This window comes from Deinococcus pimensis DSM 21231 (genome assembly GCF_000519345.1).
In the GTDB taxonomy this organism is placed as follows: domain Bacteria; phylum Deinococcota; class Deinococci; order Deinococcales; family Deinococcaceae; genus Deinococcus_A; species Deinococcus_A pimensis.
The window spans coordinates 23,652-36,077 of sequence record NZ_KI912680.1 but is presented as its reverse complement, the minus strand read 5'-3'; the positions used below and the strand labels follow the sequence as shown (position 1 = coordinate 36,077).

Below are 12,426 nucleotides of genomic sequence, written 5' to 3'. Positions count from 1 at the left end.
CCGCGGCCGCGGCGGCCGCGTCCCCCACGGCGGGGACGGACGTCAGGGTGGGGAGACTGCTCACGCGGCGGCGCAGCACGTCCGGGAGGGCGTCGCCCCAGGGGTCGCCGCCGACGCCCTCGAGCTGGGGGAGCAGCACGACGTCCGCGCGCTGCAGTTCGAGGATGCGTCCCAGCGCCAGCTGGACGTAGGGAGGTTCCCCGACGAGGCTCTCCTGACCCAGGCGGTACGCCTCGTCCTTGGAGAGGGTGGGACGCAGGACCTCGACGCCGAGGTCCTGCAGGTAGGGCTCCCAGAAGCGCAGATAGCGCGAGCCCAGCGTGTCGAGCAGACCGACCTTCACGGGGACAGTGTAGCAACCGCGCCCCGCGTCAGCCTTCCCCCGCGTCCCGGCGGTAGTCGCCGCTCTTGCCGCCGCTCTTGGCGAGGAGCCGCACGTCCGTGATCTCGATGGCCTTGCTGGCCGCCTTGAGCATGTCGTACACGTTGAGGGCCGCGACGGTCACGGCGGTCAGGGCCTCCATCTCCACGCCCGTGGGACCCACCGTCCGCACGGTCGCGGTGACGTGCACGCCGCCCTCCTCCAGCGTGACGCCGACGTCCACCCCGGAGATGGGCAGCGGGTGGCACAGCAGCACGAGGTCCGAGGTGCGCTTCACGCCCGCGATCGCCGCGAGCCGCGCGACGCTCAGGGGGTCTCCCTTGCGGTTCGCGCCGCCCACGAGGGCGGCGCGGGCCTCCGGCGGGAGCCGCACCCAGGCCTCGGCGGTCGCCTCGCGGGCGGTGTCACGCTTGTCGCTCACGTCGACCATGCGGGGCTGGCCGTCGCGGAAGTGGGTGAGGGCGGGCTCGTCGGTCATGCGAGAAGTATGGCAGACCGCCCACCTGGCGAGGGGTGGGCGGGAAGTGGCCGCCGAGCTTTGGGCGTCGTACGGACCGGAGCGGTCCGGTCCTTATGCCTGGGCCGTCGACGCGTCTCTACAACCTCAGTTGTCGGGGAGGTCGAGCCCACGCAGCGCGGCGAAGGGGGACTCCTCGCGCTCCAGGGTGATCTGGTCGGGCTCCACGACGGGCACGCGGGCGGCGTGCTCGCAGGTGCCCTCGTTGAGGTCCTGCCCGCAGACCTGGCACAGGCCCTTGCAGTCGGGGTCGTGCAGGACGCTCAGGGGCGCCTCGACGATGGTGGTCTCCGCGAGGAAGTCGCTGAGGTCGAGCGAGGGCAGGCCGAACACGAGGTGCTCCTCGCCCTCCTCGGTCTCCTCGAGGTGCGGGGTGACGGTGGCGGGGTCGTAGCGCAGCAGCGTGCCGAGTTCGAGGTCGAGCGGGACCGACACGGGGCGCAGGCAGCGGGCGCACTCCATCTGCAGGGTGGGGCGGAAGCGGCCGGAGAGCCAGAACTCGCCGTCGCCGCCGATGGTGTGGACCTCGACCTTGTAGGGGGCGGGCTCGGTGAATTCCAGCGTGTGCTGCTCGCCGCCCTGCTCGTAGCGCAGCGAGGTGAGCTCTCCGCTCACGCTGGTGTCGCCGAGCGAGCGCAGCAGGCTCGAAAGGTTGATGGTGGGAGCGGAATCGGTCATCTCCGTATGATACGGCGCGGTCGTGGGGGGCATTCCGCATGGGGTCTCAATGGGCGCGGGGCGCGGAAGTTGTATGGACAGGGGATGCATATGCGTGAAGGACTTCACGCATATGCACGGGAGCGGCCTGGATAGACATAATGATTCAGCGTGTGGCATAGCGTTTGGCGCCTGATAGGCTCCGTGCATGGACATTGCCGTACTGGGTATTCCGATGGACCTCGGCGCGGGCCGCCGCGGCGTCGACATGGGGCCGAGCGCGCTGCGCAACGCCCGCCTCTCGCGGGCGCTGCGCAACCTCGGGCACGTCGTCCGTGATCTCGGGGACGTGCCGGTGCCCGTCGCGGAGACGGTCGACAAGCACGAGGAGACCGGCCTGATCTTCCTGGAGACGATCCTGGGCGCCTGCGCGAGCGCGGCGGAGCGCCTGCGCGACCTGCCTGCCGGGACCTTCCCCATCAGCCTCGGCGGCGACCACAGCGTCAGCGTGGGGACCGTGGTGGGCGCGTCGCGCGGGGAGCGGACGGGTCTGATCTGGGTGGACGCGCACACGGACTTCAACACGCCCGCGTCCAGCCCCAGCGGCAACATCCACGGGATGCCCGTCGCGCACCTCGTGGGCCTCGGCGAGGAGCGTCTCGCGCATCTCGGCGGGGACTGGAACGTCCGTCCGGAGGACATCGTGATGATCGGGATCCGCAGCGTGGACCGCCGCGAGCGTGACCTCGTGCGGGAGCACGGCATCACGGTCTACACCATGAAGGAGGTGGATCAGCTCGGCATGTCCCGCATCGCGGAGGAGACGCTCGAACGGCTCGGGGGTCTGCCGCGCCTGCACGTGTCCTTCGACGCGGACGCGCTCGATCCCTCCATCGCGCCGGGCGTGGGGACGCCCGTGCCGGGCGGCCTGACGTACCGGGAGGCGCACCTGCTGATGGAGCTGCTCTCCGAGAGCGGGCGTGTGACGTCCATGGACATCGTGGAGGTCAACCCGGCGCTCGACACGCAGAACCAGACGGCGCACGTGATGGTGGGGATGGCGGAGAGCCTGCTCGGCAAGCGCATCATGTGACGCGCACGCCGAACGGGCGAGGGGCGAGGGTGTTCCCTCGCCCCTCGCCCGTTCGGACTCACTTCACGACGTTGAGCAGGAGCGGGAGGGTCTTCTTGACGCCGGCGCGGTCGGTGACGACGACCTTGATGGCCTGCGGCCCCACGGGAGCGTCGGCGGGGACGGCCACCTTGTAGACGAGCTTGAGTCGGTTGTAGAAGTTGACCTTGGTGGTGCTCCCGACCGTCTCGGTCTTGATCATCTCGCGCTCCGCGACGGTGCGGTTGAGGGACACCGTCCAGCCCGCGGGCGCGTCGGTCGTGACGTTCTCGAACCAGACGATGTCCTTGCTGACATTGCGGACCCGGCCCAGGGAGTCCGAGTCGTCGAAGTTGACGGGGACGAACTCGCCCATGCGGGCGTTGTCGATGCCGAAGTAGGGCGCGGGGTACGTGTGGGCCACGTAGAGGCTCTCGCCGGGGCGGATATTGACGGGATCGTCGACGTCCAGGCTGGAGGGGGTCTGGGCGCTTCCTCCGGTGACGGAGGGCGCGCAGGCACCCAGCAGCAGGGCGAGGGGAAGCGTGAGCAGGGCAGGGGTCTTCATTATGATCTCCTTGAGCGTTCTCCCAAGAAGGATAGGTGCAAGAGGCGAGGAGGGAGGCCGCAGATGTGGCCTCCCTCCTCACGGATGCGTTCCTCAGTCGAGGATGCGCTTGAGATGCAGGAAGATCTCGTACCAGTCGCCCTTGTCGCGCGGGCGCTTGCCGCGCAGTTCGATGCGGGCGAGCGTGCGGACCCAGTCGGGCGTGAGCTGCGCGCCGAGGACGGGGTCGTTGACGAGGTCGGAGAGGCCCTTGGGCAGGGCGCCCTCGGTGGAGATGCCGTAGAACTCGACGGATTCGAGCAGGTCGTGGACCGTGATGCTGTAGGCCGCGGCGAGGGTCTGGAGGGTTTCGAGGCTGGGGTTGGTGCGCCCGCGCTCCAGGTCGCTGAGGTACGGCACGCTGATGCCGGCGGTTTCCGCGACGTCCTTGAGCCGCAGCCCGCGCTCGCTGCGCAGTTCACGCAACCGTTCGTGAAGTTTCATGCTCACCTCCTTGGCTGCGGCGACGGCTCGCTTCTCGGGTGTCGTGTGACACGTCGGGAAGCGCGTTTCGCTTCGCCATGGTGGGGTTTGGTATCTACAGAATCCCCCACCGTTACTTGGAGTGTAACACTGCCGTCCAGTTGGGTCAAGACAGAATGGACGAAAGCGTTGTTGCCATTCCCGTACCGATCTGTTATGATCGTAATCAAGAGCAGGTTTTAGCCGAGGAGGACGTATGCGAGCACTTGAAACCATCGCACATACCATCAAGGTTGGCAAGGTCCACCCCACCATGGTCATCAACACCCTCATCGAGATCGAGAACGAAGGCGGCGCCGCCGCCCTGCGCCGCGTCGAACGGCACCTCAGCCGCAGCGAGGAAGCCCTGCGCGAACGCGAGCACCCCCACAGCGGCCTCGCCCGCGCCTGGCGCGACGCCACCCGCGCCTACCTCATCGCGCACGCCGAACGCCGCCAGGCCGTCTGACCACACCTCCGACAGAACGGCGCCCGAACAATCGGGCGCCGTTCTCGTTGTCCTCGTCCGACGCGGGCCACGCCCACGCGCGAGCGTCCACGCGCCTCAGTCGAGCTTCAGGCCGTACACGTCCGAGTACTTCTCCGTGAGGTACGTCACGTACGCGTCCGCCGAGAGCGGACGACCCGTCGCGCGCAGGGTCAGCTCGCGCGGGCTGAAGCGCCGCCCGTACCGATGCACGTTCGTCCGCAGCCACTCCAGCAGCGGCCCGTACTGCCCGGACGTCAGGCCCGCGCCCACCGCCGGGTCCTGCGCCTTCGCGGCCTCCAGCAGCTGCACGCTCAGCAGGTTCCCGAGGCTGTACGTCGGGAAGTACCCGATCAGGCCCGCCGACCAGTGGATGTCCTGCAGCACGCCCTCCGCGTCGTTCCCGGGCGTCACGCCGAGATCCTCGGCCATGCGGGCGTTCCACGCCTCCGGCAGCTCCGACACCCGCAACCTGCCCTCCAGCAGCGCCACCTCCAGCTCGAAGCGCAGCATGATGTGGAAGTTGTACGTCACCTCGTCCGCCTCCACGCGGATGAGGCTCGGCTGCACGCGGTTCACGGCGCGGTACACCGCCTCGGCGTCCACGTCCGCGAGCGCGTCCGGGAAGAGCTCGCGGAAGCGGGGGAAGTAATGCTGCCAGAAGGCGCGCGAGCGGCCCACGAGGTTCTCGAACATCCGCGACTGGCTCTCGTGCACCCCGAGACTCGCGCCCGCCGAGAGGGGCGTGCGCTCCAGCTCGGGCGCGACGCCGCGCTCGTACATGCCGTGCCCCGTCTCGTGCCACGTCCCGAACAGGCTCATCGGGAAGTAGTGCGGGTCGAAGCGCGTCGTGACACGCACGTCGCTGCGACTGAAGTTCGTCTGGAAGGGATGCGCGCTCACGTCCAGCCGCGAGAACCCCGGCCTGAGTCCCAGGTCCGCCGCCACCTCCAGCGCGAAGGCCCGCTGTACGTCCACCGGGAATTCCCGCGTGAGCAGGCCGTAGTCCGTCGCGTCGCCCGCCGCGACGATCGCGCGCAGCAGGGGCTGGGTCCGTTCACGCAGGTCCGCGAAGACCGAGCGGATCTCCGAGACGCGCGCCTCGGGCTCGTAGTCGTCGATGAGGGCGTCGTAGGGATGATCGTCGTACCCGACGAGGTCCGCGTAGCGCCGCGCGAGGTCGAACATCTTCTCCAGGTGCGGCGCGAAACGCGCGAAGTCCGACTCGCGCCGCGCCTCCACCCAGGCGTGGTGCGCCTCGTTCTGCGCGCGGGTGCGCTCCTCGACGAACTCGCTCGGGATCTTCGTGGCGCGGTCGTAGTCGCGACGCGTGACCCGCACGAGCGCGCCGTCCACCGTCTCCGGGTCGGGCGAGCCCGCCTCCAGTTCCGCGAGGAGCGCCTCGATGCGCGGCGACGTGAAGCGCTCGTGCGCGAGGCTCGCGACGGTCGCCATCTGCAGGCCGCGCACGCGCGCGCCCTCCTCGGGCATCATCGTCTCCTGGTCCCACGAGAGGAGACTCGCGGCGGCGTTCAGGTCGTGGGCCTGACCCAGCAGGACCCGCAGTTCTTCCAGGCTGTTCATGCCTCAAGCTATCAGCGTGGAACGCCGGACGGCCCGACCTGGACCGCCCCGCGTTCCTAGGCGTTCTGGCCGATGCGCGGCGTCCGTGCACCACGCGCGGTTCTCACTGCCAGCGCTCGCGGCCCTCGGCGCGCTCGCCGAGCAGCAGGGGCCGGACCTCCCCGACGAGGTACAGGCTGCCCGCCACGACGGACAGCCCCTCCGGAAGCAGCGAGAGCGCCTCACCCGGCGTCGCCGCGACACGCGTGGGGACCCGCCACAGCCCCGCCAACGCGTGCGGGTCGGCGGCGCGCGGCGAGAGCTCGGCGCGGGTGAGGACCACCTCCGACGCGACCTCCTCGAGGGCCTCCGCGAGCCCCGAGAGGTCCTTGTCGGCGGCGGCGCCGAACACGAGCGGCACGCGGTCCACACCGAGGCCCCGCAGGGCCGTCACGAGCGCGCGGGCGCCCTCGGGGTTGTGCGCCCCGTCGAGCAGCACGGTGCGGGCGCCCACCCGCAGCAGCTCCATCCGTCCGGGCCACTCGGTTCCGGGGGCGCCGCGCTCCACCGCGCCCGGCGCCACGCCGAGCGTACGCGCCGCCAGCGCCGCGAGGGCCGCGTTGCGCGCCCCGTGTGGCCCCAGCAGGGGCGTCCGGAAGGCCACCTGCCCTCCCCCGTCCTGCAGCGTGACCTCCCAGCCGTCCCAGCCGAGCGAGTGGGCCGAGAAGCGGGCGTCCTCGTCCAGGACGCGCAGGTCCGCGCGGGCGGCGCGCAGCACCTCCAGCGCCTCGCCCGACGCGCCCGTCACCGCCACGCGCCCCTCGCGCAGGATGCCCGCCTTCTCCGCCGCGATGAGCCCGACGGTCTCCCCGAGGATCTCGGTGTGGTCGAGTCCGACGTTCGTGACGACGCTCAGCGCCGGGTCGAGGGCGTTGGTCGCGTCGAGCCGTCCGCCCAGCCCGACCTCCATGACGGCGGTACGCACGCCGCCCTCGGCGAAGAGCAGCACGCCGAGGGCCGTGACGATCTCGAAGAAGGAGGCGCCCACGGCTTCCGCCTGCGGACGGACGCGCGCGAGGGCGTCCAGCACCACGGGCGTGGGCAGTTCGGCGGGCGGTCCTTCGACGCCGACCCGGAAGCGCTCCGCGAAGCGCGTCAGGTGCGGCGACGTGAAGAGCCCCACGGGGTCCCCGGACGCCGCGAGGACCGACGCGAGCGTCGCGGCCGTGGAGCCCTTCCCGTTCGTGCCGCCGACCAGCACGACCCGCAGGGCGTCCTGCGGACCCCCGAGCCGCGCGAGGAGCGCGTGCGTGCGCTCCAGGCCGGGCGTCATCCCGAACCGCTGACGGGCGTACAGCCAGTCGAGGTCGGGGACGGAGGTCACCTCGACTCGAAGTACGCTTCGAGCGCCGGGACGATCTGCTTCTTGCGGGAGATGCGGTGCCCGAGGTCCGCGACGCCGTCCGTGACGGTCGCACCGAACGCCTCGGTGAGGAGACGCTCCTCGGTGGCGCTCAGGACCAGCGTGCGGTTCGTCTCGCCGAGGATGTCCACGACGGACAGCAGCACGCCCGCGAGGTCCGACGCGGCCTTCTCGGCGTCCATCGCTTCAAGCAGCTCCGCCTTGCGGCCCAGCACGTACGCCGGGTTGGTCGTCTCGATCACGCCGAGACCGTAGGGGCGCCCGCCGAACTCGAAGACCTTGTAGTCCATCTTGAGCATGGTGGCGGCGGGCGTGTCGCCCAGGTCGCTCTTCGCGGCGAACATCTCGCCCGCGTAGGCGCTCACGTCCGTGATGCCCGCGATCTGCGCGAGGTACGCGACGACCTCGCGGTCCTCGGCGGTGGTGGTGGGGCTGCGGAAGTGCAGCGTGTCCGACAGGACCGCCGACAGCAGCAGTCGCGCCTCCGTGGGTTCGATCGGGAGGTTCGCCTCCCGGTGGAGCTTCGTGAGGATCGTGGCGGTGCAGCCGACCGGCTCGAAACGCAGGTACACGGGCACGTTCGTGCTGAGGTCGCCGAGCTTGTGGTGATCCACCACGTGCGTCACGGCGAGGTCGTGCAGGCCGGGCAGGGACTGCGCGGACTCGTTGTGGTCCACGAGGGCCACGCTGGACCCGGCGGGAAGCTCCGTCAGCAGGGGTGGGAGGTCCACGCCCGCCCCTCGCAGCACGAAGGCCGTCTCCAGGTTCGGCTCGCCGAGACGGTAGGCGGTGGCGTCCACGCCGGTGCGGCGCAGGAAGCTGGCGTACACCAGCGCGGAGGTGATGGCGTCGGTGTCGGGGTTGAGGTGTCCGAAGACGGCAGTCATGCGGGGATTATACGGACGCCGGGCGGCCAAAGAGAAACCCCCGCGCGAGGCGGGGGTTTCTCGGGGGTCTGCCTGGGTTAGAAGCGGACGTTGTAGCCGATCTTGAACCCGTTGATGGTGGAGGTGGTGCCACCGGTGTTCAGGTTGAAGAGGCCGTAGCTGGCGGTGAAGCCGCTGAAGCCGAGCTGCGCGTACACACCGTTCACGGTGCCGCTCGCGGTGCCGGTGGTCACGGCGTTCAGGGTACCGGTGTCGCCCGAGTAGATGGGGTCGACCGAGGCGTTGAACGCGTTGTTGTCGCTTCCGACCGTGACGGCGGGGACGTTGTAGCCCTGGTAGTAGCTGTAGCCGACGCTGAAGGTCGTGCCGGCGGTCAGGAACTGACCGAAGCCGACGTTCGCGTTGGCGTAGAGCTCCGTCGTGGCCGCACCGGCCGCAGGGGTGGTGATGCGGTTGGACACGCCACCGCTGACCGTGGGGGCCAGGGGGAGGCTCGTGAAGGGCGCGGAGAGCTGGGCGCCGTACTTGACGGTGCTGAAGTCCGTGCCGTAGGCCGAGCCGGCGGCGGTGTCGTACGTGCGGTAGCGCGCGAACGGACGGAACGTGACGCCGCCGAGGTTGGCGGTGTAGTCCGCGTACGCCTGGATGTTCGTGAGGCCGTAGGCGCGAATGCCTGCGGTGTCATCGAAGAAGTTCAGGTAGCTCGCGGTGATGTTGAGGCCGGGGATGAGGGCGTTCGCGGCGGCACCGTTGTGCGTGAGGCTCACGCCGAAGGCGCTCCGGTAGACGCTGTTGCGGACGACGTTCGGGAAGTCCCCGTCCTCGCCCGAGGTCACCTGCGTCACCTGCGTACCGTTGAGCGTGGCGTTCTCGAAGGACGCGTTCAGGCTGAAGCCGCGGAAGAAGTTGTTGACGCCCGCGTTCACGCCGAAGCCCGCACGGTTCACGTTGGTGATCGTGCTGAGGTAGGGGCGGTTGGTGTCGTAGTACGCGCCGAGGCTGATGATGCCGAAGGTGACGTCGCCACGCACGCCGTAGCCGACCTGGTCGGGGGCGAAGGGGTACTGGTCGTCGTCGGTGTTCAGGCCGCCGGTCGACGCGAGGGCGTAGTCGGGATCGATGGCGCGGAAGTCCGCCTTGAGGGCCACGGGGCCGACGGCGAAGCTGGCGTTGGTGTAGAACGCCTGATCGCGCGCGTCGAGGTTGCGGAAGCCGGTCGCGTTGGAGGGGATCGTCGCGACGTAGGCGCCGGTGAGGCCGATGCCGAAGGCGTTGAGGTTGAAGTCCGCGCCGATACCCGAGGCGACGCCGTTCTGCTGAGCGTAGCCGAGGCCGAGGGTACCGAGGCCGACGTTGAAGTCGCCCTTGATGCCGAAGTAGTTGCTGTTGACGCCGCCGCCCACGTCACCGTAGCCGGTGGCGACCGTCAGCTTGGGCGCCAGGGGGAGGTCCACCGCGTTGGCAGTGAGGACGACGCCGCGGCGGTAGCCGTGGCTACCGTCGGTGTTGTCGTTCTGGAAGAAGTAGGGGTTGAACGCGAACGCGCTGTAGCGGCGCTGGTAGGTCAGGGCGAAGGGGCTGTTGCCCAGCGTGCCGTTGACGGTCGCGTTGTTCAGGTACAGGGTCGTGTCCTGGGCGTTGGGCGTGGCGCCCGCACCGGCGACCGGGGTGAAGAGGCCGCTGAAGCCGATGCCCAGCGTGGCGCTCGACACCTTGAAGGTGTTGGTGTTGACGATGTTGCCGACGCTGACGCTGAACACGGCGCCGCTGCTGCTGAACGTCGTGCCGGCGTCGGCGGTGGTGACGTCGGCGTCGCCGAACGCGCCACCCAGGGGGGTGTTGAGCGTGAGGCGGTCGACGTCGAAGTTCGTGCCGCCGGCGATCAGGCCGGTCTGGCCGTACTGGATGTTGAACTGGACGCCGCTGACGCCCACGCGGCCCTGCTCGAGGGCGCCGAGGCGCGTCTCGTTGGCGGTGACGCGGTTGCCGAGGGCGTCGAACTCGGTGCGCTCGACGTAGCCGGCCTCGATGGCGCTCACGCGGTCCTGAAGGCTCAGGATGTCCTGGTTGAGGAGGACGGTGAGGTCGTTGAGGGCGGCGATGCTGCTGGCGTTGTCGTCGACGTCGGCGCGCAGCGTGTCGTAGTTGCTGGAGAGCTCGTCCACGCGGGTGGTGAGGTCCGTCAGCTGGTTGGCGAGGTCACCGGCGGCCGCGCCGTCCCCACCGGGGACGTTGAGGCTCTCGAGGCGCTCCTCGATGCGGGCGATGTCCTCCTTGGTGGCGGCGTTCTCCTCGAGATCGGAGACGCGGACGCCAAGGGCGGCGAGGTCGGCGGCGAGCTCCTGAACGGCGTTCTGGAGCGAGGTCAGGGTCTCGTCGCTGATGCCGGCGGTGCCGTTCTGCGCGACGCGGTCAAGGACGCGGGCGATGATGATCGCGGCCTGGTAGCGCGTCAGGTTCTGGTTGCCGCGGTACGTGCCGTCCGGGAAACCGAGGATGATGCCTTCCTGGACCAGGCGGTCCACGGCGTCCTTGGCCCAGTGACCGGCGGGAACGTCCGTGATCGACGGCGCCTGGGTGGCGGTCGTCGTCGTCGTTCCCTGGGCGGCGGCGGCCCCGAAGGACAGCACGGCGGTCAGAGCGAGAAGTGCCTTCATCTTCATACAAACCCCCTACGGTGCCCGTTGGGGACGTCCCTCTGCCTGGTGCGTGTTCGGGGGCGAGTTGCCGGGTTTCCTCTCCCCTAGTTGCGCCTTGCGCGTCGATCGGTCCTTCTCGGGCCCCCAGACGTCCTCTTCCCCTTCGTGAGAGTTTCGGACGTTCTGGATCAGAGTGATGATACACATGTGAAGAGAAAACGGTCAACCCTGAGATGAGAGCAGACGGTACTTCTTCCCTTCATGATCTGAATCTGAAAATGCCGACAAGGACGAAGAACGACGTACCACCCGGGTTTCTTCGCCGAACCCGAACCACAATAGTCTGAAAAATTGGTGTGTAAGCCTAAGAAGTACTTGAGACGGCGTTGGAGAACCAGCCGGGTATGACGCCCTTGAAGTACCTCTGCCCCCACTCGAGCGCCCATTCGGCGTAGCGTCCCTCCTCGATCGCGGTTCTGGCCCGCTCGACCACCCGGTGCAGGTAACGGATGTTGTGCAGGGAGAACATGCGCGGCGCCAGCATCTCCTCTGCCTTCACGAGGTGCGCGAGGTAGGCGCGCGTGTAATGGCGGCAGGCGTAGCAGTCGCAGTCCGGATCGATGGGACTCATCTGCTTCCGGGGGGCGCTGCTGTTCATGTTGACCCGTCCATCGTCCGTCAGCACGTACCCGAAACGGCCCGTACGGGTCGGATAGACGCAGTCGAACATGTCCACACCGAGCCCGATGGCGGCCACGAGATCCTCGGGATGCCCGACGCCCATCAGGTAACGGGGCTTCGCGGCCGGCAGACCGTCGGCCGTCTGCCGGATGGCCGGGTACATCTCCTCCTTCGACTCACCGACCGCGAGGCCACCTATAGCGAAGCCCGGCGTCCCGAACGCGACCGTGGCGGCCAGACTGCGTTCCCTGAGCTCGGGGAACACGCCCCCCTGCACGATGGCGAAGAGCGCCTGATCGTCGCGCGTCTTGGACTTCAGGGAGCGTTCCAGCCACCTCAGCGTCCGCTCCAGGCTGTCACGAACGTACTCCTGCGTGGCCGGGTAGGGCGGGCACTCGTCGAACGCCATGATGACGTCCGCGCCGAGCGCTTCCTGCACGCCGACGGACCGCTCGGGCGTCAGCAGGACCGGGGAACCGTCGAGGTGACTCTTGAAGGTCGCGCCTTCCTCCGTGATACGCCGCATATGGCCGAGACTCATGACCTGGAAGCCTCCCGAGTCGGTCAGGAAGGGCCCCGGGTAGGCCGTGAAGCCCTGCAGGCCGCCGTGCTGCGCGACGAGGTCAGGTCCGGGCCGCAGCATCAGGTGGTACGTGTTGGCGAGAATCATCTGGGAGCCCACGTCGAGGACTTCCCGCGGGCTGAGCCCCTTGACGCTGCCCTGCGTGCCGACGGGCATGAACATCGGCGTGCGAACGGTGCCGTGCGGGGTGTGGAAGTCCGCGGTGCGGGCCCGTCCCGACGTGGCTTGAACGGCGAACTCGAACATCCGGTCAATCTAGCGCAAGGACGGACACCGCCGCCGATCCCGGTACAGCAGAAGGTCGGGCGTTCAGGGGTGACCTGAACGCCCGACCTTGACGTGGAGCGGGAGACGAGATTCGAACTCGCGACATCTACCTTGGCAAGGTAGTGCTCTACCAGCTGAGCTACTCCCGCAAAAAACCTCC

Annotated in this window: 11 protein-coding genes, 1 tRNA gene and 1 pseudogene; 2 read left to right on the top strand and 11 right to left on the bottom strand. The window is 69.2% G+C overall.

Translation table 11 applies throughout. The features are described 5' to 3' along the window. The 3 genes and pseudogenes from DEIPI_RS40790 to DEIPI_RS0126945 form a co-directional block, all read right to left on the bottom strand. Positions 1 to 343: pseudogene (locus tag DEIPI_RS40790) on the bottom strand (hypothetical protein); the annotation flags it as partial. Positions 344 to 371: 28 nt separating this feature from the next. After that, the gene (gene moaC, locus DEIPI_RS0126950) at positions 372 to 860 is read right to left on the bottom strand and encodes a cyclic pyranopterin monophosphate synthase MoaC (protein ID WP_027483839.1); all 489 of its coding nucleotides are present in this window, start codon (positions 858 to 860) and stop codon (positions 372 to 374) included. Positions 861 to 986: 126 nt separating this feature from the next. Then, on the bottom strand, positions 987 to 1,577 hold the full coding sequence (locus DEIPI_RS0126945) for a DUF177 domain-containing protein (RefSeq protein WP_027483838.1): 591 nt from the start codon (positions 1,575 to 1,577) through the stop codon (positions 987 to 989). Between the two features lie 187 nt (positions 1,578 to 1,764). Between DEIPI_RS0126945 and rocF the strand changes: the two genes are divergently transcribed. Continuing rightward, positions 1,765 to 2,649: an arginase gene (gene rocF, locus DEIPI_RS0126940; RefSeq protein ID WP_027483837.1), complete on the top strand. Its 885-nt coding sequence runs from the start codon at positions 1,765 to 1,767 to the stop codon at positions 2,647 to 2,649. Positions 2,650 to 2,707: 58 nt separating this feature from the next. Here the strand turns inward: rocF and DEIPI_RS0126935 are convergent, their stop codons facing one another. Further along, a complete protein-coding gene (locus DEIPI_RS0126935; RefSeq protein ID WP_027483836.1) occupies positions 2,708 to 3,235 on the bottom strand; it encodes a hypothetical protein in 528 nt (175 codons plus the stop codon). A 93-nt stretch (positions 3,236 to 3,328) separates the two neighbouring features. Continuing rightward, entirely contained in the window at positions 3,329 to 3,718 is a 390-nt protein-coding gene (locus DEIPI_RS0126930; protein ID WP_027483835.1) for a helix-turn-helix domain-containing protein, read from the bottom strand. 235 nt (positions 3,719 to 3,953) lie between these two features. On the opposite strand from DEIPI_RS0126930, the gene DEIPI_RS0126925 reads away from it, so the two are divergent. Next, positions 3,954 to 4,205, top strand: a complete 252-nt coding sequence (locus DEIPI_RS0126925) for a hypothetical protein (protein ID WP_027483834.1) — start codon at positions 3,954 to 3,956, stop codon at positions 4,203 to 4,205. Between the two features lie 96 nt (positions 4,206 to 4,301). Here the strand turns inward: DEIPI_RS0126925 and DEIPI_RS0126920 are convergent, their stop codons facing one another. The 6 genes from DEIPI_RS0126920 to DEIPI_RS0126895 all read right to left on the bottom strand — a co-directional run bounded on the left by DEIPI_RS0126920 (position 4,302) and on the right by DEIPI_RS0126895 (position 12,415). Beyond that, the gene (locus DEIPI_RS0126920; RefSeq protein ID WP_027483833.1) at positions 4,302 to 5,807 is read right to left on the bottom strand and encodes a carboxypeptidase M32; all 1,506 of its coding nucleotides are present in this window, start codon (positions 5,805 to 5,807) and stop codon (positions 4,302 to 4,304) included. A 103-nt stretch (positions 5,808 to 5,910) separates the two neighbouring features. After that, entirely contained in the window at positions 5,911 to 7,119 is a 1,209-nt protein-coding gene (locus DEIPI_RS0126915; protein WP_045235329.1) for a bifunctional folylpolyglutamate synthase/dihydrofolate synthase, read from the bottom strand. Between the two features lie 47 nt (positions 7,120 to 7,166). Then, positions 7,167 to 8,096 carry a manganese-dependent inorganic pyrophosphatase gene (locus tag DEIPI_RS0126910; RefSeq protein WP_027483831.1) on the bottom strand — a complete coding sequence of 310 codons (930 nt, stop codon included), beginning with the start codon at positions 8,094 to 8,096 and terminating at the stop codon, positions 7,167 to 7,169. A 77-nt stretch (positions 8,097 to 8,173) separates the two neighbouring features. Beyond that, positions 8,174 to 10,759: an S-layer homology domain-containing protein gene (locus DEIPI_RS0126905; protein ID WP_027483830.1), complete on the bottom strand. Its 2,586-nt coding sequence runs from the start codon at positions 10,757 to 10,759 to the stop codon at positions 8,174 to 8,176. 340 nt (positions 10,760 to 11,099) lie between these two features. Beyond that, positions 11,100 to 12,245, bottom strand: coding sequence for a tRNA guanosine(34) transglycosylase Tgt (gene tgt / locus DEIPI_RS0126900; RefSeq protein ID WP_027483829.1), 1,146 nt, complete (start codon positions 12,243 to 12,245; stop codon positions 11,100 to 11,102). 94 nt (positions 12,246 to 12,339) lie between these two features. Beyond that, a tRNA-Gly gene (locus tag DEIPI_RS0126895) sits at positions 12,340 to 12,415 on the bottom strand. Positions 12,416 to 12,426: the final 11 nt, after the last annotated feature.

What these genes read in the sequence shown, in the direction of transcription:
- tgt (WP_027483829.1), bottom strand. Translation starts at nt 12,245, where the DNA reads ATGTTCGAGTTCGCCGTTCAAGCCACGTCGGGACGGGCCCGCACCGCG.
- DEIPI_RS0126915 (WP_045235329.1), bottom strand. Translation starts at nt 7,119, where the DNA reads ATGACGCCCGGCCTGGAGCGCACGCACGCGCTCCTCGCGCGGCTCGGG.
- moaC (WP_027483839.1), bottom strand. Translation starts at nt 860, where the DNA reads ATGACCGACGAGCCCGCCCTCACCCACTTCCGCGACGGCCAGCCCCGC.
- DEIPI_RS0126905 (WP_027483830.1), bottom strand. Translation starts at nt 10,759, where the DNA reads ATGAAGATGAAGGCACTTCTCGCTCTGACCGCCGTGCTGTCCTTCGGG.
- DEIPI_RS0126935 (WP_027483836.1), bottom strand. Translation starts at nt 3,235, where the DNA reads ATGAAGACCCCTGCCCTGCTCACGCTTCCCCTCGCCCTGCTGCTGGGT.
- rocF (WP_027483837.1), top strand. Translation starts at nt 1,765, where the DNA reads ATGGACATTGCCGTACTGGGTATTCCGATGGACCTCGGCGCGGGCCGC.
- DEIPI_RS0126910 (WP_027483831.1), bottom strand. Translation starts at nt 8,096, where the DNA reads ATGACTGCCGTCTTCGGACACCTCAACCCCGACACCGACGCCATCACC.
- DEIPI_RS0126930 (WP_027483835.1), bottom strand. Translation starts at nt 3,718, where the DNA reads ATGAAACTTCACGAACGGTTGCGTGAACTGCGCAGCGAGCGCGGGCTG.
- DEIPI_RS0126920 (WP_027483833.1), bottom strand. Translation starts at nt 5,807, where the DNA reads ATGAACAGCCTGGAAGAACTGCGGGTCCTGCTGGGTCAGGCCCACGAC.
- DEIPI_RS0126945 (WP_027483838.1), bottom strand. Translation starts at nt 1,577, where the DNA reads ATGACCGATTCCGCTCCCACCATCAACCTTTCGAGCCTGCTGCGCTCG.
- DEIPI_RS0126925 (WP_027483834.1), top strand. Translation starts at nt 3,954, where the DNA reads ATGCGAGCACTTGAAACCATCGCACATACCATCAAGGTTGGCAAGGTC.